Below are 25,822 nucleotides of genomic sequence, written 5' to 3' on the forward strand. Positions count from 1 at the left end.
ATATAAATCAACAAAAGCCTCCCTCTTTTTATTTCTCAGAGTTCTTAACAGGATAGACTATAGATTTCTTAATTTGAAATTATTCTTACCTAAGGCAATAATCGTATGAAAGCGCGACCTTTATCCTAGATGCTTTAAGGAAAAGGAAACGCCTAAATTATAGATCTTCTTTAAATGCTGATGGTAAAATATCTGGAATTAATTTTATTAAAATTGGTAATAAAAGTGCACCTCCAGGCAACATAAAAACTGCAAAAGCGGGTATTGCTTTGCTAATATCTAACAATTGAATTTTAATTTTCTTTTTCTCTTCTTCTGTTAGATGAGAATGTGTTGATTTTTTTATTAAATAAACGGCTTCTTTGCTTTGTTTTAATTCTTGAGCTAATCTTAACTTATTTTTAAGCAGCAGCGTTTTTATTTCCTCTACCGAAGTCATTATATTTTTCTACGTTTACGCTCCGTTTTTATTAAATTTAACTCTCTACTTGTTTGTCCTGCTACAGATGTGTTCTCTTCTGCTCTTCTAATTAAATACGGCATTACATCTCTTACAGGACCAAATGGCAAATATTTTGCTACATTATAACCTTCACTTGCCAAATTGTAACTTATATGATCACTCATGCCAAATAACTGACCAAACCAAAGATTACTATTGTCTTTTTTTATATCGTATTTTTTTGCCAGTTCCATCACTAAATAAGAACTATCTTCGTTGTGTGTGCCAACAAACAATGCCATTTTAGGATTTTCCATCATATATCTTGTAGCAGTATCGTAATTTTTGTCTGTTGCCTCTTTGTTTTCACAAATAGGAGAAGGATACCCTTTTTCTTTAGCTCTAGCTCTTTCTTTTTCCATATAAGCGCCCCTAACAAGTTTCATACCGATATGAAATCCTTTTACTTTTGCTTTTTCATGCAACGTTTTTAGATACTCCATTCTGTCATGTCTGTACATTTGAAGCGTGTTAAAAACAATGGCTTTTTCTTTATTATACGTTTCCATTAACTCTTCAATCAACACATCCGCAGATAGTTGCATCCAGCTTTCTTCTCCATCAATTAATAAAGGAACATCTTTTTCTACAGCTACTTGACAAACTTTATGATAGCGTGCAACTAATCTTTTCCACTCTGCTTGCTCATCATCCGTTAATGATTTTCCTGCGGATACTTTTTCGTACAAAGCAAATCGCCCAAATCCTGTTGGTTTAAAAACAGCAAACGGAATTGATTTTTTTTCTTCACAAAAGTTAAGAATTTTTAAAACCTTTTCTAAAGCACCATCAAAACTAACTTCTTGATCTTTACCTTCTACAGAGTAATCTAAAACAGCATGAACGTTTTTTGTAAACATTTTATCTATTATTGGCAAACAGTCCTCTTCATTAACTCCTCCACAAAAATGATCGAAAACGGTAGATCTAATTAAACCTTCTACGGGCAAATGCGCTTTTAAAGCAAAATTTGTAACTGCAGCACCAATTCTTACCATTGGTTGGTTTTGTATCATTCTAAATAAAAAATAAGCACGTTCTAGTTCTGAGTCAGATTTTAAAGAAAACGCTATTTCTGTGTTATCAAAAAGGTTCATAATTTAAATTTTAATTAAAACAAAGATATGTATAGACTCGTAATTATTCAATTTTTTCTTTTTAATTTGCAACTAAATATTTTTTTAGATGAAATCTATTCAAGCAGCAACGTATCCTGTTCTTTTTCAAGAGAATGCCTATTCAAAACTTTCTAACTTAATAGCCAGTAAAAGCTATTCTTCACTCTTTATTTTGGTTGATGAGAATACTTTTGAGCATTGTTACCCTAAATTTATTCCAAATTTAGCTACAGACATTCGTATTGAAGTGATTGAAATTGAAGCCGGTGAAGTAAATAAAAACATAGAAACCTGTATTGGAGTTTGGAATGCTATTACAGAGTTAGGTGGCGATAGAAAAAGTTTATTAATTACTTTAGGTGGTGGCGTTATTACAGATTTAGGTGGCTTTGTTGCTTCTACTTTTAAACGTGGAATTGATTTTGTAAATATTCCAACTACTTTATTAAGTATTGTTGACGCTTCTGTTGGTGGAAAAACAGGTATTGATTTAGGCGTCTTAAAAAACCAAATTGGTTTATTTTCTAATCCTGAAATGGTACTTATTGATACTAATTATTTAGAGACTGTTACAGCCAGAGAAATTAAATCTGGAATGGCCGAAATAATTAAATACGGAGTGACCTATGATGTTACTCTCTTTAACGAGATAAAAGACAATAAAAATTTAAATATCAATGATTTAATACATAGGTCTATTGAAATAAAAAACGAAGTTGTTTTAAAAGATCCTAAAGAACAAAACTTACGAAAAATATTAAATTTTGGTCATACAATTGGGCATGCTATTGAGTCTTTTTATTTAGAATCTAACACAAAAGAAAACCTAACTCATGGTGAAGCAATTGCTATTGGAATGGTTTGTGAAAGTTATATTTCTTCTAAACTTTTAAACTTTCCAGAAGATAAATTAAACATTTTAAAAGAGACTATTTTATCTATTTACGATAGAACAATACTTGATAAAAATGATTTTTCTTCTATTATGGATCTACTTAAACATGATAAGAAAAATGTTAATGGACAAGTAAACTTTGTGCTTCTTACTGATTTTGAAAATCATAAATTAGACTGTAAAGTAAGCGAAGAATTAATTGTAGATAGTTTATATTTTTATAATAAATAGCATTAAAGAGAACACTATATTAGTACGAAACCTTTATATACAAAGAAAAATCCTTTTCAAAATTGAAAAGGATTTTTCTTATATGTTTAATTAAATTTAAGCTTTAATTTGCTTTACTTTTACAGCATTCATACCGCGCATTCCTTTTTCTAATTCAAAAGAAACTTTGTCGTTTTCAGCAATTTCATCTATTAACCCACTTACGTGTGTAAAATACTTTTCATTACTTAACGTGTCTATAATAAAACCAAAACCCTTAGAAGTATCAAAAAAGGATACTTTACCTTTTCTAACAGGATCTTCCTCTGGCAAGTCCTCTTTTTTAGTCACAGAAATCATAATATCTTCCAACTCAACTTCTACTTTTAAATCTGGATCTGGTGGAGTATCTGTTAAGTTTCCATTATGATCTACATAAGCAAACTGTATACCAGTTGACCCATGTTCATCTTTGGTCGCTTTTCTAGCGTCCATTTTCTTTTGCTTATCTAAACGCTTTTTTAAACGTTTTTTTTCTTTTTCACTTTTACTAAATGTTTGTTGCGACTTTGCCATTAAAAATATAAGAGTTTTAAATTATTGTTTCTGATAAGAAAAAATACTTAACTGGAAATTCAAAATTAAACTAACGCTAACTAGTGTAATGACTGGAGTGTATTCTGTCTTATCGTGCAAATATACTATTTATTAGGGAATTATTATTAAAATGTTTTCGTATTGATGTTAAAATTATATTAAAAAAAGTAAAACTATTATACATTAATAGTAATACTATTATATTTGCAGTAAATAAAACAAATATGAAGAATTTATTATCTGTATTAAAAATCTCTGTATCAGATAAAATTTTTATCAAAGATCCAGAAACCTCTAAATTAGGAAAAAGGATAATAGAGGATAGTATTTTATTAATTAATGAAATTGGATTCGAAAACTTTACATTTAAAAAATTAGGTCTCAAAATTAGTTCTAATGAAAGTTCTATTTATAGATATTTTGAAAGTAAACATAAACTACTACTCTACTTATCTTCATGGTATTGGGCTTGGATAGAATATCAATTAGTTATAGAAACATATAGTATTTTAGATGTAAATGAAAAATTAGAAAGAGCAATAACAGTGGTTACTAGAACGGTAGAAGAAGACAGTAATTTTTCACATATCAATGAAACCATCTTATATAGAATTATTGTAAATGAAAGCTCAAAATCTTTTTTAACAAAAGAAGTTGACATAGAAAATAAAGAAGGATACTTTGAAGTATACAAAAGAATAATATGTAGAGTTAGTGATATGATTTTAAGTGTTGATAAAGAATATTCTTTTGCCTTAAGTTTAGCAAGTACCGTTATTGAAGGTGCATTACACCAGCATTATTTAAGAGAACACTTTCCATTAATTAGTAACTGTAAAACAGAACAAGCACCTACCAATTTTTTTATTCAAATAGTTAAAAGCACGCTCAAATAAATATGGAAAACAAACAATTAACTCCATGGCAAAGATTTGTTGGTTTATTAAAATTAGAGAAAAAAGATATTTTTCAAATATTCTATTATGCAATTTTTGGAGGTATCGTAGCACTTTCACTACCATTAGGTATACAAGCAATTATTAATTTAATACAAGGTGCTCAAATTTCTACTTCTTGGGTAGTATTGGTAATTATAGTAACTATAGGGGTCATTTTTTCTGGAGCATTGCAATTAATGCAATTAAGAATCATAGAAACGATTCAGCAAAGAATTTTCACAAGAGCTTCTTTTGAATTAAGTTATCGATTTCCGAAGATAAAAATGACTGAATTAAGAAATTATTATCCTCCAGAATTAGCAAATAGGTTCTTTGATACCTTAACAATTCAGAAAGGATTATCAAAAATATTAATTGATGTACCAACAGCATTATTGCAAATTATTTTTGCCCTGATTCTACTTTCTTTTTACCATCCATTTTTTATCATTTTTGGTATTCTTTTATTACTTCTAATTTATATTGTTTTTAAGTTTACTGCCCAAAAAGGTTTAGAAACGAGCTTAATAGAATCTAAAATAAAATACAAAGTTGCACATTGGATTCAGGAAGTAGCAAGAACTGTTGTAAGTTTTAAATTGTCTGGACACACCAGTTTAGCACTGCAAAAAAATGATGATTTAGTAGAGAAATATTTAGAAGCAAGAGAAAATCATTTTAAAATACTTATTTTACAATTCACTCAAATGATTGGTTTTAAAGTGATTGTAACAGCTAGTTTATTATTGATTGGTGGAGCTTTAGTACTAAATCAAGAAATGAATATTGGTCAGTTTGTTGCTGCAGAAATTATTATTCTTTTAGTAATTGCTTCTGTAGAAAAACTAATTATAGGTTTAGAATCTTTTTATGACGTGCTTACATCCATAGAAAAAATAGGCCAAGTAGTAGACAAAGAATTAGAGTCTCAAGAAGGTGAAAGACCTTTATTTAAGGAGGGGTTAACTGTAGAATTAGAGGAGGTTAATTATGGTGTTGAAAATAAAGAAAAACATATTATTAAAAATGTGTCTTTAACATTAAATCCTAAAAGCAGAATTTTAGTAATAGGTGAAAGTGGAGCAGGAAAATCTAGCTTATTGCGTTTAATTTCTGGTGTAATAGAACCTACTTCTGGAAATATCTATATCAATAATTTGTCATTAAAAAGTTTATATTTAAATCATTATCGATCTCAATTAGGTTTATTACTTTCTGAGGAAACTCCTTTTGAAGGAAGCATAAGAGATAACTTAGTTTTTGCGAATAAGGATATTAAAGATGAAGTTATTTATAATGCCCTGGAAATTGTTGGATTAACAAAGTTTTTAAAAGAACAACCTAATGGTTTAAACACTGTTTTGTATCCAGAAGGAAAACAGATGTCCTTTACAATTGCAAAGAAAATAATCTTAGCAAGAGCTATTATAAAACAACCAAAAATAATGATTTTAGAAGATCCTTTAGATCAATTTAATTTGGATGAAACTATAAAAATAATTAACTATTTAACAGACCCTATAAGACCTTGGGCATTAATTGTTGTAAGTAGTAAAAAGAGTTGGAGAACTCAATGTAATCAAATAATTACCTTAGAAAAAGGTGAAATTAAAGCAACAAACTAGGCCCTATGTTAAATATATCTAACAACCAATTGCATAAAACTGTTGATTTAAAAGAATTTAAATCTGGTAAGATAATTTTCACCAAAGAATATTACAAAGCATTTAATAAATTTCTATTCGTCTTTGCAGTACTTGGTATAATTGCACTTTTTTTACCTTGGACACAAAATATTACTGGCCAAGGTCTAGTCACAACTTTATATCCAAATCAAAGACCACAAACAATTCAATCTCAAATTCCTGGAAGAATTGAAGAGTGGTTTGTACAGGAAGGTGATTTTGTAAAAAAAGGAGATCGTATCTTAAGAATTTCTGAAGTAAAAAGCGAGTATTTTGATAGTAAATTAATTGAAAGAACAAGTGAACAAATTAGCGCAAAATCTTCTTCAGTAATTGCGTATAAAGGAAAAGTTGATGCCTTAAAAAGGCAAATTGTAGCGTTAAAACAAGAACAAAAATTAAAAAATGAGCAAGCAAAAAACAAATTACTACAGTCTAAATTAAAAGTAAAAAGTGATAGTATTGATTTTGAAGCTGCAAAAACAAATATATCAATAGCTAAAAGTCAATACGATAGAACCAAAACATTACAAGACGAAGGTTTAAAAGCGGTAAAAGATGTTGAAGAAAAAAGATTAAAACTTCAGTCTACTCAGGCAAAACTGATTTCACAAGAGAACAAGTTATTAATGAGTAGAAACAATATTTTAAATGCAAAATTAGAACTATCTAGAATTAACGCAACGTATACGGATAAAATATCTAAAGCTCAAAGTGAAATGTTTACTGCAAAATCTAGTGGTTTTGATGCCAAAGCACAAGTATCTAAATTAGAAAATAGCAAAAGTAATTACAGTGTTAGAAACAGCCTGTTATATATTACTGCTCCACAAAACGGGTTTATAAATAAAGCAATAAAAGGGGGTATTGGAGGCACGTTTAAAGCAGGTGAAGATCTAGTGGGGATAATGCCAGAAAAGTATGATTTAGCTGTTGAAACCTTTGTTAGACCTATAGATTTACCTTTATTACATATTGGTGAAAAAGTTCGTGTTCAGTTTGATGGTTGGCCTGCAATTGTATTTAGTGGTTGGCCAAATGCTTCCTATGGTACTTATGGTGCAAAAGTTGTTGCTATAGAGAATTTTATTAGTAAAAACGGAAAATATAGAATTTTATTAGCTCCAGACAATACTGTTCACACTTGGCCAAAAGCTATTAGAGTTGGTTCTGGTGCTAGAACTATTGCACTTTTAGAAGATGTGCCAATTTGGTTTGAACTTTGGAGACAACTTAACAGCTTCCCTCCTAACTATTACCAACCAGAAAATGGTAAAAAAGGTACATCTGATAAAAAGAAATAAGATCAATTCATTATAATATGAAAAAGTATATTTTAATTACATTTTTAAGTATTAGTTCAATGGGTTTTACACAAGATAAAGTGGAATCCGTAATGACTTTATCTGAATATTTAGGGTATGTTAAAAACTATCACCCTATAGTAAAACAAGCAAATCTTGTTATAAATAAAAGTGAAGCAAAGCTTTTAAAAGCAAGAGGTGCTTTTGATCCTAAAATTGAAGTAGATTTCGATAAAAAACAATTTAAAGAAAAAGAATATTATAACAAATTAAATGCTGCTTTTAAAATACCAACATATTATGGAATTGAATTTAAAGCAAATTTTGAGAATAATGAAGGTGTTTATTTAAACCCAGAGGCAAGTGTACCAACTGATGGATTGTACAGTGCTGGAGTTGCTGTTTCATTATTAAAAGGATTGCTCATAAATAAAAGAATGGCTTCTTTAAAACAGGCTAAATTTTTTATAAATCAGGCTAAAGAAGAACAACAAATTTTGGTAAATGAAATTTTGTATAACGCTTCTATCTCTTATTTTAACTGGTTAAAAACGTATAATGAAAAAAGGGTTTATCAAGAATTCTTAAAGAATGCTGAAATACGGTTTAAAGCCACAAAAAGAGCTTTTTTTGAAGGTGAAAAGCCAGCAATTGATACTACAGAAGCTAAAATAAATTTAAATACAAGAAAGTTAAATGTAGAAAAATCTAGAATAAAGTTTGTAAAATCTTCTTTAGAACTTTCTAACTTTTTATGGTTAAAAAATAATACACCTGTAGAATTACAAGACAATATCATTCCAGAAACTAAAACAGTAAATACTATTAATAGTACTTTTAAAATTGCGCTGTTTAATACTGCTAATTTTGACATTAATAAGCACCCAAAAATAAAATCTTTAGGATTTAAAATTGAAAGTTTGACTATTGATAAAAACTTAAAATTAAACAACTTACTTCCCAAACTAGATGTTCAGTATAATTTTTTAACTCAAAATAGGAATCAATTTAATTCTTTAAATACTCAAAATTATAAAGCAGGAATCAACTTTAAATTACCTTTATTTTTAAGAAAAGAAAGAGGGGATTTAAAATTGGCGAAAATTAAATTAAGTGACCAGAAATTTGAAAATGAAGTTGTAAAAATTAGTATAAAAAATAAGATAAATGCCATTCAGCAAGAACTAGATTCTTACATTTTACAAAATACATTAACAGAAAATATTGTTGCAGATTATACCACGTTATTAAAAGCAGAGGATCGTAAATTTTTCTTAGGTGAAAGTTCTTTATTTTTAGTAAATTATAGAGAGGTTAAATTAATAGAAACTAGATTAAAAGCAATCGATTTAGAAAATTCATTCCTTAAAACAAAAGCTAATTTATTTAAAACTGTAGTACTAACTATAGCAGAATAGTTATCGTTTTAAAGCGGATAAAATAAGCACATAAATTGATTTAATCTTCTACTTCTAAAGTAAAGAACTCATTTACAGAAATTTTAAAAATTGCTGATAATTTTAACGCTAATACGGTTGAAGGCACATATCTATTCTTTTCAATAGAATTAATAGTTTGTCTAGAAACACCAATTGCTTTTGCCAAATTTTCTTGTGTTAAGTCTAAAATAGCACGCTGAACTTTAAGTGTGTTTTTCATCTTAATTATTCATTCTCTTAAGTTTCCAAAAATACATAAGTTGCACAATTAGCATAAAAAATAATACTTGAAAATAATCAAATCCTTGTAATTTATCATCTTGATTTAACAAAGTTCCAACACCAAAATTTACCAAAGGCTGAACTAAAGAATACACAATTGCCAAAATAAAAGCCAATCTATAAGATTGTGAACGTAAACTATCTATAAGCTCGTCTTCTATTTTTTCTTTTGATACCGAGACTAGCAATAGACCTATTAATAGTATTCCGTGTAAAATTGGTCTTATCCATTCAGAATCTTCAAAATACTTTCTAGCAATCATTAAAATGAAACTTCCAATTGCAACAATATATCCTATTCTTTTATATTGATTACCCAATTGAAATTTATTCATTTTTTCTAGTTGACTTCTTTCTCTTTCACAAATAGACATTTTAGACATGATCTTTTTATTTTACAATTAGACAAGTTTATTTTATATAATGACAAATATACTTTACATTTAGAATTTATACAAGTTTTTTTAGTACTTTTAATATATCAAACAATTAAACTAAATATTATGACAGATAATTCTAATAAGCCAGCTACTTCTTTTTGGGTGATTGGTGTAATCGCTTTAATATGGAACTTAATGGGCGTATTAGCGTATTTAGGGCAAGCTTTTATGACAGATGAAATGAAAGCTGCTTTACCCAAAGAACAACAGCCTTTGTATGAAAATGTACCTGTTTGGGCAACAGCTGCATTTGCTTTAGCTGTTTGGGGAGGTCTTTTTGCTTGTATTTTATTATTGATGCGAAAAAAACTTGCTAAAAAATTATTCCTTGTTTCTTTAATAGGAATAGTAGTACAAATGGTTCACAACTTCTTTATTAGTGAGGCAATGGATGTTTATGGTCCTGGAGGAATGATTATGCCTTTAATGGTAGTAATACTTGGATTCTTCTTATTCTGGTATTCTAAAAAATGTGTAGATGATGGAATTTTATCTTAATTCTTAAAAATTTAAAAAGCTGCAAATTGCAGCTTTTTTTTATTCAAATAAGGCAGCAATAAACTCAGCTACACAAGCTGGTTTTTCTTGTCCTTTAATTTCTATATAACAGGAGAAAGTTACTTTTATTCCGTTATTTGAAAGCATTTCTATTTCTTTTACTTCAGATAGCATTCTTAATTGGCTATTTACTGGAACAGGATTTGGAAAACGAACTTTATTTAATCCATAGTTTAAACCCATTTTTACACTTTTAATAGAAAATGAATCTTCTAAAAGTTTAGAAATCATAGCAACAGACATAAATCCATGGGCAACCGTACTTTTAAACGGACTCTCCTTCTCTGCTCTTTTTTCATCAACATGAATCCATTGTTTGTCTAAAGTTGCATTTGCAAAATCATTAATCATTTCTTGAGTTACAGTATACCAATTACCAATAGGCAATTGTTTTCCTTTCATTAACTTAAATGCTGAAAAATTTTCAAATTCTAATGCTTTCATCTTTTTAGTTTTTACTGAATAAATCGTCTTTAATTTTTGGTAATTGTAATTGAAATTTAATTGCAATCACCCTAATTAAAACAATTACTGAAGCAGAAATAACAAAATTTATGGTTTCTGACAATCCAAAATAATTTAAAACTAAATAAGTAATTCCTCCTGCTAAACAAGCAGAAGCATAAATTTCCTTATGAAAAATTAATGGAACTTGATTTGTTAAAACATCTCGTAAAACGCCGCCAAAAACTGCAGAAATCATTCCCATTATTAATGAGACAAAAGGATGTAAATTAAAAGACAAGCCTTTTTGTAAACCTAATAATGTAAAAACACCTAAACCAACGGTATCAAATAAAAACATGGTTTTACTTAATGGAGCTATTTTACTTTTAAATAAGAAAGTAAAAATCACAGCACTAAAGATAGTCCAGATATAATTTAAATCTCCAATCCAATTTATAGGATGCGCATTTATAAGAACGTCACGTAACATTCCTCCTCCAACTGCCGTTACAAAAGCAATAATTAGTACGCCAAATAAATCAAATTTTTTATTTGAAGCTACTAAAGCTCCACTAATTGCAAAAGCAAACGTTCCAAGTATATCTAAAACGTAAATAAGATTCATATTAAATAGTAACTTCTGTAAATTTGATATTTAATTCTTTTTGAATTTCATGAATTCGTTCTAATTCATAGGGTAAAATAAAAGCAAGTGAAATTCCTGTTTTTCCAGCTCTTGCTGTTCTACCACTTCTATGCGTATAGTATTCTAATTGTTCTGGTAATTGATGATGAATTACAAATTCTAATCCACGAACATCAATTCCACGAGCAGAAACATCTGTAGAAATTAAATATTGCAAACTTTCATTTTTAAAAGCACGCATAACTTTATCGCGTTCTTTTTGTTGCATATCTCCTTCTAAGGCAGCTGTAGAAAAACCTTCTTCAATTAATTGTTTTGCTAAGTTTTGAGCTCCAGCTTTTGTTCTACAGAAAATAATTCCTCTTTGAGATTGTCTTTTTTCTAGAAAAGAAATAATATGGCCTGCTTTTTCTTTAATGGTCGTTTTCGCATAATGGTGTCTAATATTTGCATTTACCATAGCGTCTCTACTTATTTCAACTCTGGGTGCATTTGCATCCATATACGTTTTAATAATTTTCTTTATCTCTTCTGGCATTGTCGCAGAAAATAACCACGTATTTCTATCACTTTCTGTTGTGAATTTTAAGATTCTATTTAGATCTTGCTTAAAACCCATGCTTAACATTTCATCAGCCTCATCTAAAACTACTGTTTTTACATGACTAATATCTATATCTCCACGTTCTATTAAATCTATTAATCTACCAGGAGTTGCAACCACTATATGTGTAGTTCTTTTAAGATTCCCTATTTGTCTGTCAATTTTTTCTCCTCCAAAAACGGCTTCTATAAAAATCTTATCTTCATTATATTTTGTAAACTTAAAAAGTTGCTTTTTTATTTGTTGCACCAACTCTCTAGTTGGCGATAAAATTAAAGCTTGTATATGATCTGATGTTGAATCTATATGGTGTAATATTGGCAAACCAAAAGCGGCTGTTTTACCAGTACCCGTTTGTGCTAAACCAATAAAATCGGTTTTAGAGTTTAATAAAATCGGAATTCCTTTTTCTTGAATTTCTGAAGGTGTAGAAATCCCTAATTCTTTAATCGATTTTATATATTCTTGACTTATTCCTAAAGCTGAAAATGTTGACATTGTATCTTACTAATTTTATGCAAAGATACTTTTATTTAGGACGTTGTAATATTTTTAAAACATTTTCTCTAATTCTTGTTGGCTTGTACGTTTTTACGTCTAACATTGCCCAAACTGTTTTGGCTTTTACTAATAAAACATCGTTTTTGTAAAACTCCATTAAACGTGCAGATGTAAAACCTCTTGTTTCGCCAACCCACGTTTTTACAGTAATTTCATCTCCCAAAACAGCCTGTTTCAAATAATCTATTTCATGCCTTACAACAACCCAAATATATTCTGGTAAAGGAGTATCTTTTGTTAAAAAAGACCAATGCTCAAAGGCAACTTCATCCATCCATTTTACATAAACCACATTATTTACATGGTTTAAGTCATCAATATCAGATGTTTGTACTTTAAATTTTACACTAAAAACTGAATTCATTTCTACTCATTTTAGCAAACATAAAAATTTTAATATATCTATAACAATTTTTGATAATGGATTTACAAAGAAGTTCTTATTTATGGTGATATTTGTCAAATCTTATGAAACAATTAGCAGGAGAATTAGGTACAGAAAAAATTAGTAAATTATTGATAAAACAAGCGGGTCCTGCTTCAATAGGAATTCTTGTAATGTCTTTAAACATGATTGTTGATACTATTTTTGTAGGTCAATGGATTGGTGTTTTGGCAATTGCTGCAATTACAGTGGTTTTGCCTATTGCATTTTTAATATCCTCTATAGGAATGGGAATTGGTATTGGAGGAAGTTCTATAATCTCTAGAGCTCTAGGAAAAAACGATAGTAAAAAAGCACTTTTAACTTTTGGTAATCAAGTTAGTTTAACAACCGTTTTAGCAATTTTATTTGTTGTTTTAGGGAATATTTTTAGCACAGAAATTTTAACTTTATTTGGGGCAAAAGGAGCCATTTTAACTCCAGGAAAAGAATATTTTGATGTAATTATTTATGGTGTTCCTTTTTTAGCTTTTGCTATGATGGGAAACCCTGTAATTAGAGCAGAAGGAAAACCAAAGTTTGCAATGTATGCAATGATGGTTCCTGCTGTTGCAAATATTGTTTTAGATATTATCTTTATTAAATACATGAATTTAGGAATGTTTGGCGCAGGTTTAGCAACTTCTATAGCTTATGCAAGTTGTGGTTTGTATATTTTATATTTCTTTATTTCTTCTAAAAGTGAATTGAAAATTATTCCAAAGAACTTTAAATTAGACTTTAAAATAGTGCGTGAAATTGTAGAGTTAGGAGGAGTTTCTATAGTAAGACAAGGAACAATTAGTGTTTTAATGATTGTTTTAAATTATTCGCTTTATAAATATGGAGGTGAAATTTCTATTTCAATTTTTGGAATTATTAATAGAGTTATGATGTTTGCATTGTTTCCAATTATGGGAATTACACAAGGTTTTTTACCTATTGCTGGTTATAATTACGGCGCAAAAAAGTACGACAGAGTAAAAGAAACTATTAATAAAGCTATTATTTATGGATGTTTAATTGCAGCAGCAATCTATATTTTAATCATCACATTCTCTCAAGAAATTATAAGCATTTTCACCACGGATGCAAGGTTGCTAGAAGAAACGCCAAGAGCTATGATTTTAGTATTTCTAGTTTCTCCAATCATTGCCATTCAATTAGTTGGGTCTGCTTATTTTCAAGCAGCAGGAAAAGCAATGCCAGCTTTATTTTTAACACTTTTAAAACAAGGTGTTTTCTTAATTCCTTTAGCCTATATTTTACCTTTATATTTTGGAGTTGATGGTGTTTGGTATTCGTTTGCTATTGGTGATGTTTTAGCAACTATTATAACATATATCGTTTTAAAAAGAGAAATGAAGAAGAATTTAAATTGATTTTTTAGCAGTAGATAGATCATTGTTAGCTGTTAGCTATTAGCTGTTAGCTATTAGCTGTTAGCTGTTAGCTGTTAGCTGTTAGCAAAAATGAAAAACTTTTAACTTTGATACTTTCAAACTACACCAATGATTCTCCATTTAAATTAGTAGTTAAAACATCACTAAATAAATTAAAAAACGGACGTAAAGCTTTAAAACTATTATCTAATTCTTCTAAAAAGTTGGGAGATAGTACTTCTGCATCCGTAAAATGTCTAGTAGCAATAAATCCTTTTTTACGTAATAAATCGATGTCTTTATGCTCTTTATCAAAACCTCTTGGAGCTGATTTTAATTCATCTCCTCCAAATTCTCCTCCAAAATATTTTAAGAAGTCTTTGTCCTCTAAAATAGCTCGAAATTCTGAAGCATCTTGTTCAATTTCTTTTCTAATTCTTAATAAATCTTCTTTTTCTGGTTGCCAAAATCCGCCACCTAATAAGGTTTCACCTGGTTTTACTTGAAAAAAGTAACCACCACGTAATTGTTTTCCTAATCGAGAGTAAGAAACTGCTAATCTTGGGTTATAAGGTGTTTTATCTTTTGAAAAACGTACATCTCTATAAATTCTATAGATCTTCATTTTATCTATTTCATCATGTTTTTCTAAGTTTTCCTGTATTTCTAAAAACACTTCTTTTACATGTTTCTGAATCTCTGTAAAGGTGGGTTTGTATTCTGTAAACCATTCTCTATTATTATTTTTTTGTAAATCCTTTAAAAACTGAAAACTGTTTTTTTGAAATTGCATTGTAATGAATTTTTTAGATTTTCAATTTACAAATTATTCTATAAATGGAAATTATAAATTCGTAAATTTGAAAAATTAAGATGTATCAAAAAACAAAAGACATTCAAAAAAGATATGATGGCTTTCTACAAACAACTTGTTTGTGGAATGAAAGTGCTATTTATAATTTACATCAGTTTAAAATTGATGTAAATTATACAAAAATAGATTTAGAAATTGATGAGAAATTACGTCTTGGAAAATATATAGAACGCTTTGTTTCTTTTGAATTTAAGCAAGAGAAATCTATTTCTATTTTATGTGAGAATGTTCAAATTCAGCAAAATAAAATCACTTTAGGAGAATTAGATTTAATTATTTCAAGGAATAACAAACCAATTCATTTAGAAGTTATTTACAAGTTTTATCTATATGATGCTGATGTTGGAGTGACTGAAATTGAGCGTTTTATTGGTCCAAATAGAAAAGATTCTCTGGTAGAAAAACTAAACAAACTTAAAGAAAAGCAATTACCACTTCTCTACTCCAATGAATGTTCTGACTATTTAAAATCTATTAAATTAGAATCTTCAGAAATTAAACAGCAAGTATATTTTAAAGCACAATTGTTTGTTCCTTTATCCAAAGAGAAAATTAATTTAGAAAAAATAAATACGGATTGTATTGTTGGTTTTTACATGAATCAAAAAGAAATTGAGCAATTTAAAAACTGTAAATTTTACGTTCCTATAAAAAAAGATTGGTTAATTATTCCGCATGAAAATGTAGATTGGCTAAATTTTCATCAATTTAAAGAAGCAACTAACTTAATTTTAGAAAGAGAATTTTCGCCACTTTGTTGGATAAAAAAGCAAAATGGAGAAGTTTCTAAATTCTTTTTAATTTGGTGGTAAAAAAAAAGGAACTCAAAATTGAGTTCCTTTTTTTTATAAGATAATCTATATGCTAGTTATCTTCTTTCTCATCATCTTCTTTAGAAGTTTTATTCCAAATTTTAATTTCATCTTCTTTTGTAACGCCTTCTAAAATTTCAACATTTACTCCGTCAGAAGTTCCCAACTTCACATCTTTTTTATCAAATTTTCCTTCAACATTTTTTATTTCTACGAAAGGCTTTTCAGTTTTTCTATCAAACTGTAATAAAGATTCTTTAATTGATAAAACGCTGTCTTTTCTCTCTAAAACAATTTCAGCATTAGCGCTATAACCTGCTCTAATAAAATATTCATCATCTAATAAAACATCTGCTTTTATTTTAAATTGAACTGCTCCTGCTTCTTCTGTTCCTTTAGGAGCAATGAAATTTAAAACTGCTGGGAATTTTTTATTTTCTATCGCACCTAAAGATATTTCTATTTTGGTTCCATTTACTAATTTCCCTACTTCAGATTCATCAACTTTTCCTTCAAAAATCATTTTACTCATGTCTGCAATAGATGCAATAGTAGTTCCTGCATTAAAATTGTTAGACTGTATTACTTGATCTCCTTCTTTTACAGGGATTTCTAAAATTGTACCAGACATTTGTGCAATAATATTGGTATTTGCAGACGCTCCAGAACCAGAAGACCCTTTTTTAATGATTAAATAATCATTTTGAGCATTGGTTAAATTTTGTTTTGCTTGGTTATAAGTTAACTCTATAGCTTCATATTCTGCTCTAGATATTACACCTTTTTCAAATAAATTTTTATTTCTTTTATAAGAAACATTTGAATTATTCAGTCCAATTTTAATATTATCTACTCTACCTTTAGCGCTAATTAAAGATTGCTCATTAGGTACAACTCTTACAGTTGCAATTAAATCTCCTTTTTTAACTTTTGTTCCTTCTAACAATAAAATTTTATCAATTATACCTGTAATTTGTGGTTTAATTTCAATTTCTTCTAAAGGAGTAACTTTACCTGTAGCAATGCTTTTTTTAATTATAGTAGCTTTAAATGCTTTCTCTGTTTCGTATTCTATAGGTGAAGCACTATTTTTCTTGCCAAACCATACTAATACAGCAATTAATGCTAATGCAATACCTCCAAAGATTATTATTTTTTTCATTTTTGTTGACTATTTATTCTTATTACTTGGTTTTTATTCTTCTCTTAATGCGTCTATTGGTTTCACTACAGTAGCCATATATGCTGGTATAAAACCTATTAAAGTTCCTAGTATTACTAATACTGAGTAAGCTATTAATACTATTGGAATATCTACTGTTGGGTTTACTAATAAATCAAATTTATCTATTAACATTAAAACTCCTCCTCCAGCAATAATACCTAAAGATCCTGCTAATAATGTTAAAAATAATGACTCTAAAATAATTTGTTGTCTCACTTTATTTGGTGTTGCTCCTAAGGCTCTTCTTATACCAATTTCTTTAGTACGTTCTTTTACTGTAATTAATAAAATATTACCAATTGCAAAAACTCCAGCAATTAAAGTTGCAACACCAACGATCCAAGTTAACGCTTTCAGTCCTGTTAAAAAATCAGTAACTTTAGATATTTCTTTACCTAAATTAAAACCTCTAAATGCTCTATTATCTTCTGGGTGAATCTTATGTAAGTTTTTTAATAAAAGTTTTACATCTGCTTCTACTTGAACAATATCAAACTCTTTTTTTCCAGTAACAACCATCCAACTAAATTTATCACCTTTATTATAAACTAATTTAAAAGTGCTAAATGGAATATGTATGTTATTTTTCCCTTCAAACCTACTTGTTTTATAAACGCCTACAACTATATAATTTATACCACTTATTTTGATGTAAGTACCTATAGATTGTTCATTTTTATCATATAATTCTTTGTAAACTCCTTCACTAATTATGCATATTTTTTTATTCTCATTAATGTCATTTTGGTTGATAAACCTTCCTTCAATTAAGTTCTTTTTTTGTACTTCATCTAATAAAGGAAAATCGCCAAAAACTGTAAAATTACCTGTTTTTAAACCATGAATTACTTGACCTCCTGTTGCATTTCTTGGCACTACAAATTGAACTCCATCTATTTCTGAACGAATTTTATCTACATCACCAAGCCTTAAATTTATTTGTCTTCCTTCTTGAAAACCTTTAAATGGCATAGAAGTTCTACTTCCGGTCATAAATACACTATTTGTAGCAAAATCACCAAACATACTATTAAAGCTATTTTCAATTCCTTTTGCAGCTCCTAAAAGACCTACTAATAAAAGAATACCCCAAAACGCGCCAAAAATAGTAATAGCTGTTCTACCCTTATTCTTACGAATACTATCATAAATTTCTTGCCATGTATCTTTTTCAAATAAAAATCTCATATCTAATCTGCACTTAATGCTATAACTGGTTTAATTCTTGCTGCTTTTTTTGCTGGTAAATATCCTGCAATCACACCCGCTAAAATTAGGGTTACTGTAGCTCCAATAACTACAGGTTGTGATACGCCTGGATTTAAAATAAAATACTTTTCTAAACTTGGACCTAATAATTCTAATATTCCTACTCCTATCATTAAACCAACATAACCAGAAATTGCAGTAATAAAAATAGCTTCCTGCATTATCATTGCAACAATTGCTTTAGGGGTTGCTCCAACAGCTTTTCTAATTCCTAGTTCTTTTGTTCTTTCTTTAACAATGTATACCATAATATTACTGATCCCCACAACACCAGCAATTAAAGTTCCAAAACCAATTACTAATATTAAAATACCTAAACCAACCATCATTCCAGAAACTTCTTTATTACCTGAAGCATAATTATTTAAACCAATACCACGTTGATCATTAGGTGAAACATTATGTTTCTTTTTAAGTTCTCTTTGCATTTTACTTCCAAATGCAATAGCCTCATCTATACTTAAGTCTGGGTTATATGTAATACCAAATTCATCTAAATAATCATTATTACCATATAGTCTTTGCATTGTAGAAAATGGAGTATAAATATGTCTTTCATCACTATCTCCTCCCGGATCAGAAAAAACACCAATTATTTTATAGATAATTCCGCCAATATTAATCTGTTTTCCAAATGCACTTAATTGACCGAATAAATCTTTTTCAACCATTCTACCAATAACAACTACTTTACCTCTTTCATGTATATCTCTATAATTTAAAAACCTACCTTCTGTTACTTCTGCAGATTCTAAAACATAATATTCTGGGTAAACTCCTCTAACAGAATAAGTATCTTTTTTATTTTTATAAACTACTTCTGAAGATCTTTGAATTCTTGGACTAATAGTTTGAATTTTATCTCCAAACTTTTCTTTAAGAAAGGTGAAATCATCATTTTTAAATTGAACCCTTCTTCCTATTTGATTTCCTTTATAAGCTTTTGTTGTATAATTAGACCAGATGTAAATAGAGTTCATTGCATCTTTTGCAAACTCATTTTTAAAGGTATTTTGAAGTCCATTACCAATTCCAAATAACAGGGTGAAAAGTAAAATTGCAAACGCTACCGTAAAACCAGATAATGCTGAACGCAATTTGTTTTTACTGATACTTTGAAATATTTCTCTCCAACGATCTAAATCAAACATAATTAAACGGCTTGAGGTTTTTTCACTAATTCATCACTAATAATTACACCATCTTTTAAACGAACTATTCTTTTTGTTTGATCTGCTACTTCTTCTTCATGGGTAATTACAAAAACGGTCATTCCTTCATCATTAATGTCCTTTAATAAGTCCATTACAGAATCTGTAGTTGTAGAATCTAATGCCCCTGTTGGCTCATCTGCTAATACAACTTTAGGTTTGGTAACCAATGCTCTTGCAATTGCAACACGCTGTTTCTGACCTCCAGAAAGTTCATTTGGTAAATGATTTGCCCAATCTTTAATACCTACTTTATCTAAATATTCTAACGCAATTTCTAAACGCTCTTTCCTTGCAATTCCTTTATAATATAATGGTAAAGCAACATTTTCTAATGCTGTTTTGTATGATATTAAATTAAATGACTGAAAAACAAAACCTAAAAACTTATTTCTTAAAATTGCTGCTTTCTTTTCATTTAAATTTTTAATTAATTGTCCATCTAAAAAATAATCACCTGCATCGTGTTCATCTAAAAGGCCAACAATATTCAATAAAGTAGATTTCCCTGAACCTGAAGAGCCCATAATAGAAACAAACTCCCCTTCTTTTATGTGTAAATCAATTCCTTTTAAAACATGAAGTGAATCTTTACCAATTGGGTAAGATTTATGTAGTTTTTCTATTCTAATCATTTGTTAGTTAATTTGAGTCTAAAGTACCTAAAGAGATTAACTACTATTATTAATTTTTTGTTAAAAACAATAATAGTTTAAACTTCAAATACGAACATAAGACGTCTTATTAATAAAAATGTTACAAGAAATTTAAAAAAAGTTAAAGTACATTTGTAATCTTAATTTTAAAATGGTTTAAATGGTTGATTTACCTAAAAATAAGAAGTTAATTTTATTTGATGGAGTTTGTAATTTATGTAACACTTCTGTTACTAAAGTTATTGATAATGATAAAAAAAACACCTTCGTTTTTACTGCTTTACAGTCTGAAACTGGACAACAAATTTTGGATCAATTAAAAATTGATATTTCTAAAATGGATTCTATTATTTTATATGAACCAGGTATTTCTTACGATATAAAATCTACTGCTGCTTTAAAAATTATGAATGATTTTGGCGGTTTTTGGCAAGTCACACAATTGTTTTGGATATTCCCAGAAGCTTTTAGAGATTTTATTTACGATTATATTGCAAAAAACAGGTACAAATGGTTTGGAAAAAAAGAAAACTGTATGATACCATCACCAAAATTAAAAGCTAAATTTTTATCCTAATTTATTATAAAAAATGAAAGTACCAAAAGATATAAAATGTGTCATTTTTGACATGGATGGAGTAATTATAGATTCAGAAGATATTCATAAAAAAGCCTATTATGAAACCTTTACTTCTATTGGTGTAAATGTTTCTGATGAATTATATAAAACCCTTACTGGTTCATCTACCATTAATGCTTTTCAGAAATTAGTTGCTCATTTTAATTTAGATTTAAATCCTGAAGAGTTAGTTTTAGATAAAAGAAAAAGATATGTAAATTTCTTTGAAAATGACCCTACTTTACATTTAGTAAAAGGGATAGAAGAACTTATAAAACATTGCTATAATAAAGGGTTAACTTTAGTTTTAGCTTCTTCTTCTGCAATGGTAAATATTGATAGAGTTTTTGATAGATTTCATTTACAAGAATTTTTTACAGCTAAAATTTCTGGTGCCGATTTAACTGCCTCAAAACCACATCCAGAGATATTTGAAAAAGCTGCTATTTTAGGAAAAACTCCTAAAGAAAATTGTATTGTTATAGAAGATTCAGATAACGGTGTTAAAGCTGCAAATGATGCAAGGATTTTTGTTTTTGGATTTAAAAACCCAATGGCTGATGATCAAACTTTAGAAAAGGCAGATTTTATTATTAATAATTTTAAAAGACTACTAAAGCTCCTCTAAAAACAGGTGTTTTCCCTACTGATTTATTAATTCAAAAAAACGAACTTCAGATATACGTCATTAAAATGAACATTATCTCAGCGTTAAAGTTGTGAGTAATTAAAATGAACATCGAGAAATCAATAATACCAGAAATTTTTAAAGACATTTCTTTTTCGCAAGAAGAAGTAAATAGTATTGAAAGTAAATTTGAAAAACTCAATTTAAAAAAAGGCACAGCACTCCTGAATGCGGGGGAACTTGTAAGCAACCAATACTTTGTTTATAGTGGATGCTTAAGAACCTATTTTATTGACAATTCTGGTAAAGAACATACCTTACAATTCGCTATTAATGATTGGTGGATAAGTGATTATACCGCATTTTTCACAACTACGAAAGCGCTCATGAATATTGAAACTATTCAGGATGCAGCTTTATATAAAATTTCCAAAAAAGATATGGAAGCTTTGTATAGCAAAATTCCACAATTAGAAACCTTTTTTAGAAAAAAAATGGAAAAAGCATTTGCTAGTTTTCAAAAAAGGATATTAGCAAGTTTAGCACAATCAGCAAAAGAAAGATATGTATCTTTTATAAGTACTTACCCAAACATTGAACAGAGTGTTAAAAACTACCACATAGCTTCTTATCTAGGGATTACAACAGAAAGCTTAAGCAGAATTAGAAAAGAATTAGCGCACGAGTAAGTTTATTATCATACATCAATTTTTAGGTGTTATTTTCTTTATAGCTTTGTACTTCATATATAAAATTATTAAAAATGAAAAGAATAACGCTATTGATAATGACTCTAGTTTTGATTTTATCTTGTGGTAAAAATACAAAGGAAAGCAATGCTACTGAACAAAAACTTAACACGAACTCAGAAAAAAACACAGCAATGAAAAAAGTATTATTTGTATTAACAAGCCATGAAGATTTAGGAAATACAGGAGAAAAAACAGGATTTTGGATAGAAGAATTTGCAACACCTTATTATGTAATGAAAGATAATGGAGTTGAAGTCACCTTAGCATCTCCAAAAGGTGGGCAACCTCCAATTGACCCAAAAAGTACCTCTCCAGATTTTCAAACTCCAGCAACAGTAAGATTTAATGGTGATAAAGAAACCCAAGAAATCTTGTCTAAAACAGTAAAATTGGAAACCGTAAATGAAGCAGATTATGATGCGGTATTTTATCCTGGTGGACACGGACCTTTATGGGATTTAGCTGAAGACAAAAACTCAATTGCTTTAATAGAAAGTTTTTATAGAAATAACAAACCCGTTGCTGCGGTGTGTCACGCTCCAGCTATTTTTAAACACACAAAAAATACAGACGGAACCTCTTTAGTTAATGGAAAAAAAGTAACTGGATTTACAAACGGAGAAGAAGATGCTGTACAATTAACATCAGTAGTACCATTTTTGGTAGAAGATATGCTAAAAAGTAATGGCGGAATTTACTCTAAAAAAGCAGACTGGAATCCTTATGCTGTAGAAGATGGCTTATTAATTACTGGACAAAATCCAGCGTCTTCAGAATTAGTTGCTGAATTATTATTAAAAAAATTAAAGTAAAAAATACTCACAACAACATGTAAAAGAAATAGCGACTTGAGTTTTAATTCAAGTCGCTATTCTTTTTTATTTTGTAATAAAAAAATAAATAATTTTCTTAAGAAACGTATAAGAGAACACTTTAACTTATAATTTTCTTTAAAATAAAAAATACTTTTCGCTCTAAAACATCCACAGTACCGTCAGCAAAAAATACATTTTTAATATCTCTTAGTAAATCTTCTTTTTCTTTTTCTGAAAATTTATTTTCTGATAAATATTGTTGAATTTTATCTAAATTCATTTTATCAGAATCTACTACAACTTCTGTATGAATCTTATGAAACGTCTGTTCATCAACTTTAGAAAGTATATAATTTTGCTCTTCTTCTGTTTCTAAAAAATTACAATGAGCTGCGTATAAAAGCACATATGCTTCAAATTCTTTTTTGGTCCAATCTAAATTCATAATTAATCTATTTCTATTGGTAAATTGTCTGTACTTCCCCACTCTGTCCAAGAACCATCATAAACTGAGTAGTTTTTAATTCCGGCTAATTCTGCGCCTAAAGCTAAAATTGAAGCGGTAACTCCTGTTCCGCAAGTAAAAATAATTTGTTCTTTATTTTGATTTATTTTACTAAAAGCTTCTGTTAATTCTTCTACTGATTTCATTAATCCATTTTCTAGAATTTCATTAAAAGGTAAAGAAACAGAATTTGGTATATGTCCGTTTCTTATCTCTTTTCTTGGTTCTAGTTCTCTTGCATAAAACCTGTCTTTAGATCGGGCATCCGCAATTAGAATTTTATCATTTTCAATAGCTAAAAGTACATTTTTTGTAAATTTTATTTTTCCTGGTTGATAATCTACCTTAAAATTTCCTTTTTTTAATTGAAGTTTCTTTGGGGTTTCTATAGGGTAATTTTTTGATTTCCATAAAGGTAAACCACCATTTAAAACGGCAATATTCTTAAACCCCATTAATTGAAACATCCACCAAACTCTAGGACTTGAATAAATACCTAAATCATCGTAAACTACAAGTATACTATCAGAATTTAGTCCTAATTGTTGTGCTTTCTCTTCAAATTTATCCGGAGATAAAATTGTATTTGGAAAAGGTGAATTTACATCGGAAAAAATCTTTTTTATATCAAAAAAAATAGCTCCTTTTATTTGTTCTTTAACCTCTTCTAATTTAGTCTTTTCAGTAACTTTTGGAATTGTACAATCTAAAATAATTAACTTATTAGTATCTAAATTACTGTACAACCAATCTACAGAAACAAGTGGTTTATTAAACATTTTATTTAAAGTTCTATTATTTTACTTTATCATAATTATCGTCCCATTCTTTAGGTTTTGGATCGTGTAATTTTCCTAAAGATTTTGCAATAATCATAGAAACAGTAGCATCACCAGTAACATTTACAGTAGTTCTACACATATCTAAAGGTCTGTCTACAGCAAATATTAATGCCAAACCAATTGGTAATAATTCTTCTGGAAAACCAATAGATTCTAAAACAATAACTAACATAACCATACCTGCACTTGGCACTGCTGCAGAACCAATAGAGGCTAATAATGCGGTTGCAACAATTACTAATTGATTAGAAAAAGTTAATCCCTCTGGCCAAATAACTTGCATAATAAATACTGCTGCAATTGCTTGGTATAAGCTTGTACCATCCATATTTATAGTTGCTCCAACGGGTAAAACAAAACCAGAAACCTCTTTATCTACTCCCAAATGCTCTTCTACTCTTTCCATTGTAACTGGCAAGGTAGCGGCACTAGAACTTGTAGAAAATGCTAATAATTGTGCAGGACTTATTTGTTTTAAAAACCATAAAGGCGATTTTTTTGTATAAACACTTACTAATATTAAATAAAAACCAATCATTAATAATAATCCACCCACTACACATAATGCATAAACTAATAGTTTTAAGAGTATTTCTGTATCATCAAAGGCAATTATAACATTTGCTAATAGTGCAAAAACGGCATAAGGAGCAAAAAGCATAATTAAATCTACCATTTTCATTACTACTTCATTTAATGAATCGAAAAAATCCATTAATGGTTTTGCCTTTTTTTCTGGAATTAATAATAATGAAATTCCTACAAACAAAGCAAAAAAGATAATTTGAAGCATACTTGCATTACCCAATGACTGAAAAATATTGCTTGGAAAGATATCAATTAGTGCTTGTAACGGGCCTGCATCATTTTGTGCAGATGCTTTTGCCAGCTTATCTACAACTTCATTAGAAGATTCATATTTAACTTTAATTTTCTCTATTGTTTCAGCAGACATACCAGCTCCTGGTTTCACAATATTTACAATTCCAAGGCCAATAACAATTGCTACTAAAGTAGTCATCATATAAATCACCATCGTCCTTAAACCCATTTTTTTAATCTTAGAAATATCTTTTAAATCTGATATTCCTTTAATTAAAGAAGCTAATATTAATGGTACTGCAATTAATTTTAATAAGTTGATGAAAATTGTTCCAAAAGGTTTTATCCAATCTGTTACGAAGCCTTTTCCTCCATCAACAGAATTCATTATAAAACCAAAAATGATACCCAATACCATTCCTATTAAAATTTTCCAGTGTAATGCTAGTTTTTTCATTCAGTAGTTTAAAATTATTTAAGAACTTGAAAGGTAAAAAAATATTTAAAACTCTGAGTGACTTTATTTGTATATTGTGTCTAATTTTTAAGTTAACTATAATTATTAACTATAAAAAAATTAAAATGTCGGGAATTATTGCTCCTATTTCAGGAAATAAGCAACAAGGAGTTTAACAAGTTATTGGGCAAAAATGAGGTTTCAATGCGAATTATGTTGCTAACATACTAAAATAGCAGCTTCAATTTTAATGGGAGTTTTAGGAAAATAATCTCGTAAAAATAAAGTTACTGATTCTTCTGG

At 28.7% G+C, this 25,822-nt stretch carries 29 protein-coding genes; 12 read left to right on the plus strand and 17 right to left on the minus strand.

Annotated elements, in window-relative coordinates:
• Positions 1–157: 157 nt before the first annotated feature.
• Entirely contained in the window at positions 158–439 is a 282-nt protein-coding gene (locus tag BTO04_RS03650; RefSeq protein WP_087563205.1) for an LETM1 domain-containing protein, read from the minus strand.
• Positions 439–1,599: a proline dehydrogenase family protein gene (locus BTO04_RS03655; protein WP_087563206.1), complete on the minus strand. Its 1,161-nt coding sequence runs from the start codon at positions 1,597–1,599 to the stop codon at positions 439–441. The genes BTO04_RS03650 and BTO04_RS03655 overlap by 1 nt, the downstream gene beginning before the upstream one ends.
• A gap of 88 nt (positions 1,600–1,687) precedes the next feature.
• On the opposite strand from BTO04_RS03655, the gene aroB reads away from it, so the two are divergent.
• Complete coding sequence (gene aroB, locus BTO04_RS03660) at positions 1,688–2,746, plus strand: 3-dehydroquinate synthase (protein ID WP_087563207.1); 1,059 nt, start codon at positions 1,688–1,690, stop codon at positions 2,744–2,746.
• A gap of 96 nt (positions 2,747–2,842) precedes the next feature.
• Here the strand turns inward: aroB and BTO04_RS03665 are convergent, their stop codons facing one another.
• On the minus strand, positions 2,843–3,301 hold the full coding sequence (locus tag BTO04_RS03665) for a cold-shock protein (RefSeq protein ID WP_087563208.1): 459 nt from the start codon (positions 3,299–3,301) through the stop codon (positions 2,843–2,845).
• A 245-nt stretch (positions 3,302–3,546) separates the two neighbouring features.
• On the opposite strand from BTO04_RS03665, the gene BTO04_RS03670 reads away from it, so the two are divergent.
• From BTO04_RS03670 to BTO04_RS03685, 4 genes are read left to right on the plus strand one after another with little or no spacing between them, the layout of a single operon-like run.
• The gene (locus BTO04_RS03670) at positions 3,547–4,218 is read left to right on the plus strand and encodes a TetR/AcrR family transcriptional regulator (protein ID WP_087563209.1); all 672 of its coding nucleotides are present in this window, start codon (positions 3,547–3,549) and stop codon (positions 4,216–4,218) included.
• Positions 4,219–4,220: 2 nt separating this feature from the next.
• A complete protein-coding gene (locus tag BTO04_RS03675) occupies positions 4,221–5,885 on the plus strand; it encodes a peptidase domain-containing ABC transporter (RefSeq protein ID WP_087563210.1) in 1,665 nt (554 codons plus the stop codon).
• 5 nt (positions 5,886–5,890) lie between these two features.
• Positions 5,891–7,249, plus strand: coding sequence for an HlyD family secretion protein (locus BTO04_RS03680; protein ID WP_087563211.1), 1,359 nt, complete (start codon positions 5,891–5,893; stop codon positions 7,247–7,249).
• Between the two features lie 17 nt (positions 7,250–7,266).
• Positions 7,267–8,667 (plus strand): TolC family protein, encoded by a 1,401-nt coding sequence (locus BTO04_RS03685; RefSeq protein ID WP_198342104.1) that lies wholly within the window; start codon positions 7,267–7,269, stop codon positions 8,665–8,667.
• Between the two features lie 40 nt (positions 8,668–8,707).
• Here BTO04_RS03685 and BTO04_RS03690 read toward each other — a convergent pair whose 3' ends face one another.
• A complete protein-coding gene (locus BTO04_RS03690) occupies positions 8,708–8,908 on the minus strand; it encodes a helix-turn-helix transcriptional regulator (RefSeq protein ID WP_087563212.1) in 201 nt (66 codons plus the stop codon).
• A gap of 1 nt (position 8,909) precedes the next feature.
• Complete coding sequence (locus BTO04_RS03695) at positions 8,910–9,305, minus strand: hypothetical protein (protein WP_157662427.1); 396 nt, start codon at positions 9,303–9,305, stop codon at positions 8,910–8,912.
• Positions 9,306–9,473: 168 nt separating this feature from the next.
• Between BTO04_RS03695 and BTO04_RS03700 the strand changes: the two genes are divergently transcribed.
• Positions 9,474–9,908, plus strand: coding sequence for a hypothetical protein (locus BTO04_RS03700; RefSeq protein ID WP_087563214.1), 435 nt, complete (start codon positions 9,474–9,476; stop codon positions 9,906–9,908).
• A gap of 39 nt (positions 9,909–9,947) precedes the next feature.
• Here the strand turns inward: BTO04_RS03700 and BTO04_RS03705 are convergent, their stop codons facing one another.
• Genes BTO04_RS03705 through BTO04_RS03720 form a run of 4 tightly spaced genes read right to left on the minus strand, consistent with a single transcriptional unit; the run spans position 9,948 to position 12,590 of the window.
• Positions 9,948–10,412 carry a MaoC family dehydratase gene (locus BTO04_RS03705; protein ID WP_087565322.1) on the minus strand — a complete coding sequence of 155 codons (465 nt, stop codon included), beginning with the start codon at positions 10,410–10,412 and terminating at the stop codon, positions 9,948–9,950.
• 4 nt (positions 10,413–10,416) lie between these two features.
• Entirely contained in the window at positions 10,417–11,040 is a 624-nt protein-coding gene (locus tag BTO04_RS03710; RefSeq protein WP_087563215.1) for a trimeric intracellular cation channel family protein, read from the minus strand.
• A gap of 1 nt (position 11,041) precedes the next feature.
• On the minus strand, positions 11,042–12,163 hold the full coding sequence (locus BTO04_RS03715; protein WP_087563216.1) for a DEAD/DEAH box helicase: 1,122 nt from the start codon (positions 12,161–12,163) through the stop codon (positions 11,042–11,044).
• 31 nt (positions 12,164–12,194) lie between these two features.
• Positions 12,195–12,590, minus strand: coding sequence for a thioesterase family protein (locus BTO04_RS03720; RefSeq protein ID WP_087563217.1), 396 nt, complete (start codon positions 12,588–12,590; stop codon positions 12,195–12,197).
• Between the two features lie 104 nt (positions 12,591–12,694).
• Here BTO04_RS03720 and BTO04_RS03725 point away from each other — a divergent pair, with 104 nt between their 5' ends.
• On the plus strand, positions 12,695–14,032 hold the full coding sequence (locus BTO04_RS03725) for an MATE family efflux transporter (RefSeq protein ID WP_087563218.1): 1,338 nt from the start codon (positions 12,695–12,697) through the stop codon (positions 14,030–14,032).
• Between the two features lie 121 nt (positions 14,033–14,153).
• Here the strand turns inward: BTO04_RS03725 and BTO04_RS03730 are convergent, their stop codons facing one another.
• Positions 14,154–14,825, minus strand: a complete 672-nt coding sequence (locus BTO04_RS03730) for a DUF2461 domain-containing protein (protein WP_087563219.1) — start codon at positions 14,823–14,825, stop codon at positions 14,154–14,156.
• An 80-nt stretch (positions 14,826–14,905) separates the two neighbouring features.
• Here BTO04_RS03730 and BTO04_RS03735 point away from each other — a divergent pair, with 80 nt between their 5' ends.
• Entirely contained in the window at positions 14,906–15,718 is an 813-nt protein-coding gene (locus BTO04_RS03735; RefSeq protein WP_087563220.1) for a DUF1853 family protein, read from the plus strand.
• Between the two features lie 52 nt (positions 15,719–15,770).
• On the opposite strand, the gene BTO04_RS03740 is transcribed toward BTO04_RS03735, so the two are convergent.
• Genes BTO04_RS03740 through BTO04_RS03755 form a run of 4 tightly spaced genes read right to left on the minus strand, consistent with a single transcriptional unit; the run spans position 15,771 to position 20,058 of the window.
• Positions 15,771–16,880 (minus strand): efflux RND transporter periplasmic adaptor subunit, encoded by a 1,110-nt coding sequence (locus tag BTO04_RS03740; RefSeq protein WP_087563221.1) that lies wholly within the window; start codon positions 16,878–16,880, stop codon positions 15,771–15,773.
• Positions 16,881–16,913: 33 nt separating this feature from the next.
• Positions 16,914–18,131 (minus strand): ABC transporter permease, encoded by a 1,218-nt coding sequence (locus BTO04_RS03745; protein ID WP_087563222.1) that lies wholly within the window; start codon positions 18,129–18,131, stop codon positions 16,914–16,916.
• 2 nt (positions 18,132–18,133) lie between these two features.
• Positions 18,134–19,363, minus strand: a complete 1,230-nt coding sequence (locus tag BTO04_RS03750; protein WP_087563223.1) for an ABC transporter permease — start codon at positions 19,361–19,363, stop codon at positions 18,134–18,136.
• Between the two features lie 2 nt (positions 19,364–19,365).
• Positions 19,366–20,058 carry an ABC transporter ATP-binding protein gene (locus BTO04_RS03755; RefSeq protein WP_087563224.1) on the minus strand — a complete coding sequence of 231 codons (693 nt, stop codon included), beginning with the start codon at positions 20,056–20,058 and terminating at the stop codon, positions 19,366–19,368.
• Positions 20,059–20,239: 181 nt separating this feature from the next.
• Between BTO04_RS03755 and BTO04_RS03760 the strand changes: the two genes are divergently transcribed.
• From BTO04_RS03760 to BTO04_RS03775, 4 genes are all read left to right on the plus strand, one after another.
• Positions 20,240–20,656 carry a thiol-disulfide oxidoreductase DCC family protein gene (locus BTO04_RS03760; RefSeq protein WP_087563225.1) on the plus strand — a complete coding sequence of 139 codons (417 nt, stop codon included), beginning with the start codon at positions 20,240–20,242 and terminating at the stop codon, positions 20,654–20,656.
• 13 nt (positions 20,657–20,669) lie between these two features.
• Complete coding sequence (locus tag BTO04_RS03765) at positions 20,670–21,326, plus strand: HAD family phosphatase (protein ID WP_087563226.1); 657 nt, start codon at positions 20,670–20,672, stop codon at positions 21,324–21,326.
• 104 nt (positions 21,327–21,430) lie between these two features.
• A complete protein-coding gene (locus BTO04_RS03770) occupies positions 21,431–22,015 on the plus strand; it encodes a Crp/Fnr family transcriptional regulator (RefSeq protein WP_087563227.1) in 585 nt (194 codons plus the stop codon).
• Positions 22,016–22,089: 74 nt separating this feature from the next.
• Complete coding sequence (locus BTO04_RS03775) at positions 22,090–22,890, plus strand: type 1 glutamine amidotransferase domain-containing protein (protein ID WP_087563228.1); 801 nt, start codon at positions 22,090–22,092, stop codon at positions 22,888–22,890.
• 121 nt (positions 22,891–23,011) lie between these two features.
• Here BTO04_RS03775 and BTO04_RS03780 read toward each other — a convergent pair whose 3' ends face one another.
• The 3 genes from BTO04_RS03780 to BTO04_RS03790 are packed head-to-tail and all read right to left on the minus strand — an operon-like array spanning position 23,012 to position 25,519.
• Positions 23,012–23,338, minus strand: coding sequence for a hypothetical protein (locus BTO04_RS03780; RefSeq protein ID WP_087563229.1), 327 nt, complete (start codon positions 23,336–23,338; stop codon positions 23,012–23,014).
• Positions 23,339–23,340: 2 nt separating this feature from the next.
• Complete coding sequence (locus tag BTO04_RS03785) at positions 23,341–24,177, minus strand: sulfurtransferase (protein ID WP_087563230.1); 837 nt, start codon at positions 24,175–24,177, stop codon at positions 23,341–23,343.
• A gap of 16 nt (positions 24,178–24,193) precedes the next feature.
• Positions 24,194–25,519 (minus strand): dicarboxylate/amino acid:cation symporter, encoded by a 1,326-nt coding sequence (locus BTO04_RS03790; protein ID WP_087563231.1) that lies wholly within the window; start codon positions 25,517–25,519, stop codon positions 24,194–24,196.
• Positions 25,520–25,822: the final 303 nt, after the last annotated feature.

This window comes from Polaribacter sp. SA4-10 (assembly GCF_002163835.1).
In the GTDB taxonomy this organism is placed as follows: Bacteria; Bacteroidota; Bacteroidia; order Flavobacteriales; family Flavobacteriaceae; genus Polaribacter.

What these genes read in the sequence shown, in the direction of transcription:
- BTO04_RS03675 (WP_087563210.1), top strand. Translation starts at nt 4,221, where the DNA reads ATGGAAAACAAACAATTAACTCCATGGCAAAGATTTGTTGGTTTATTA.
- BTO04_RS03690 (WP_087563212.1), bottom strand. Translation starts at nt 8,908, where the DNA reads ATGAAAAACACACTTAAAGTTCAGCGTGCTATTTTAGACTTAACACAA.
- BTO04_RS03735 (WP_087563220.1), top strand. Translation starts at nt 14,906, where the DNA reads ATGTATCAAAAAACAAAAGACATTCAAAAAAGATATGATGGCTTTCTA.
- BTO04_RS03740 (WP_087563221.1), bottom strand. Translation starts at nt 16,880, where the DNA reads ATGAAAAAAATAATAATCTTTGGAGGTATTGCATTAGCATTAATTGCT.
- BTO04_RS03765 (WP_087563226.1), top strand. Translation starts at nt 20,670, where the DNA reads ATGAAAGTACCAAAAGATATAAAATGTGTCATTTTTGACATGGATGGA.
- BTO04_RS03760 (WP_087563225.1), top strand. Translation starts at nt 20,240, where the DNA reads ATGGTTGATTTACCTAAAAATAAGAAGTTAATTTTATTTGATGGAGTT.
- aroB (WP_087563207.1), top strand. Translation starts at nt 1,688, where the DNA reads ATGAAATCTATTCAAGCAGCAACGTATCCTGTTCTTTTTCAAGAGAAT.
- BTO04_RS03720 (WP_087563217.1), bottom strand. Translation starts at nt 12,590, where the DNA reads ATGAATTCAGTTTTTAGTGTAAAATTTAAAGTACAAACATCTGATATT.
- BTO04_RS03750 (WP_087563223.1), bottom strand. Translation starts at nt 19,363, where the DNA reads ATGTTTGATTTAGATCGTTGGAGAGAAATATTTCAAAGTATCAGTAAA.
- BTO04_RS03730 (WP_087563219.1), bottom strand. Translation starts at nt 14,825, where the DNA reads ATGCAATTTCAAAAAAACAGTTTTCAGTTTTTAAAGGATTTACAAAAA.
- BTO04_RS03680 (WP_087563211.1), top strand. Translation starts at nt 5,891, where the DNA reads ATGTTAAATATATCTAACAACCAATTGCATAAAACTGTTGATTTAAAA.
- BTO04_RS03790 (WP_087563231.1), bottom strand. Translation starts at nt 25,519, where the DNA reads ATGAAAAAACTAGCATTACACTGGAAAATTTTAATAGGAATGGTATTG.
- BTO04_RS03770 (WP_087563227.1), top strand. Translation starts at nt 21,431, where the DNA reads ATGAACATCGAGAAATCAATAATACCAGAAATTTTTAAAGACATTTCT.
- BTO04_RS03775 (WP_087563228.1), top strand. Translation starts at nt 22,090, where the DNA reads ATGAAAAGAATAACGCTATTGATAATGACTCTAGTTTTGATTTTATCT.
- BTO04_RS03665 (WP_087563208.1), bottom strand. Translation starts at nt 3,301, where the DNA reads ATGGCAAAGTCGCAACAAACATTTAGTAAAAGTGAAAAAGAAAAAAAA.
- BTO04_RS03685 (WP_198342104.1), top strand. Translation starts at nt 7,267, where the DNA reads ATGAAAAAGTATATTTTAATTACATTTTTAAGTATTAGTTCAATGGGT.
- BTO04_RS03755 (WP_087563224.1), bottom strand. Translation starts at nt 20,058, where the DNA reads ATGATTAGAATAGAAAAACTACATAAATCTTACCCAATTGGTAAAGAT.
- BTO04_RS03650 (WP_087563205.1), bottom strand. Translation starts at nt 439, where the DNA reads ATGACTTCGGTAGAGGAAATAAAAACGCTGCTGCTTAAAAATAAGTTA.
- BTO04_RS03715 (WP_087563216.1), bottom strand. Translation starts at nt 12,163, where the DNA reads ATGTCAACATTTTCAGCTTTAGGAATAAGTCAAGAATATATAAAATCG.
- BTO04_RS03705 (WP_087565322.1), bottom strand. Translation starts at nt 10,412, where the DNA reads ATGAAAGCATTAGAATTTGAAAATTTTTCAGCATTTAAGTTAATGAAA.
- BTO04_RS03745 (WP_087563222.1), bottom strand. Translation starts at nt 18,131, where the DNA reads ATGAGATTTTTATTTGAAAAAGATACATGGCAAGAAATTTATGATAGT.
- BTO04_RS03780 (WP_087563229.1), bottom strand. Translation starts at nt 23,338, where the DNA reads ATGAATTTAGATTGGACCAAAAAAGAATTTGAAGCATATGTGCTTTTA.
- BTO04_RS03700 (WP_087563214.1), top strand. Translation starts at nt 9,474, where the DNA reads ATGACAGATAATTCTAATAAGCCAGCTACTTCTTTTTGGGTGATTGGT.
- BTO04_RS03655 (WP_087563206.1), bottom strand. Translation starts at nt 1,599, where the DNA reads ATGAACCTTTTTGATAACACAGAAATAGCGTTTTCTTTAAAATCTGAC.
- BTO04_RS03710 (WP_087563215.1), bottom strand. Translation starts at nt 11,040, where the DNA reads ATGAATCTTATTTACGTTTTAGATATACTTGGAACGTTTGCTTTTGCA.
- BTO04_RS03695 (WP_157662427.1), bottom strand. Translation starts at nt 9,305, where the DNA reads ATGAATAAATTTCAATTGGGTAATCAATATAAAAGAATAGGATATATT.
- BTO04_RS03670 (WP_087563209.1), top strand. Translation starts at nt 3,547, where the DNA reads ATGAAGAATTTATTATCTGTATTAAAAATCTCTGTATCAGATAAAATT.
- BTO04_RS03785 (WP_087563230.1), bottom strand. Translation starts at nt 24,177, where the DNA reads ATGTTTAATAAACCACTTGTTTCTGTAGATTGGTTGTACAGTAATTTA.
- BTO04_RS03725 (WP_087563218.1), top strand. Translation starts at nt 12,695, where the DNA reads ATGAAACAATTAGCAGGAGAATTAGGTACAGAAAAAATTAGTAAATTA.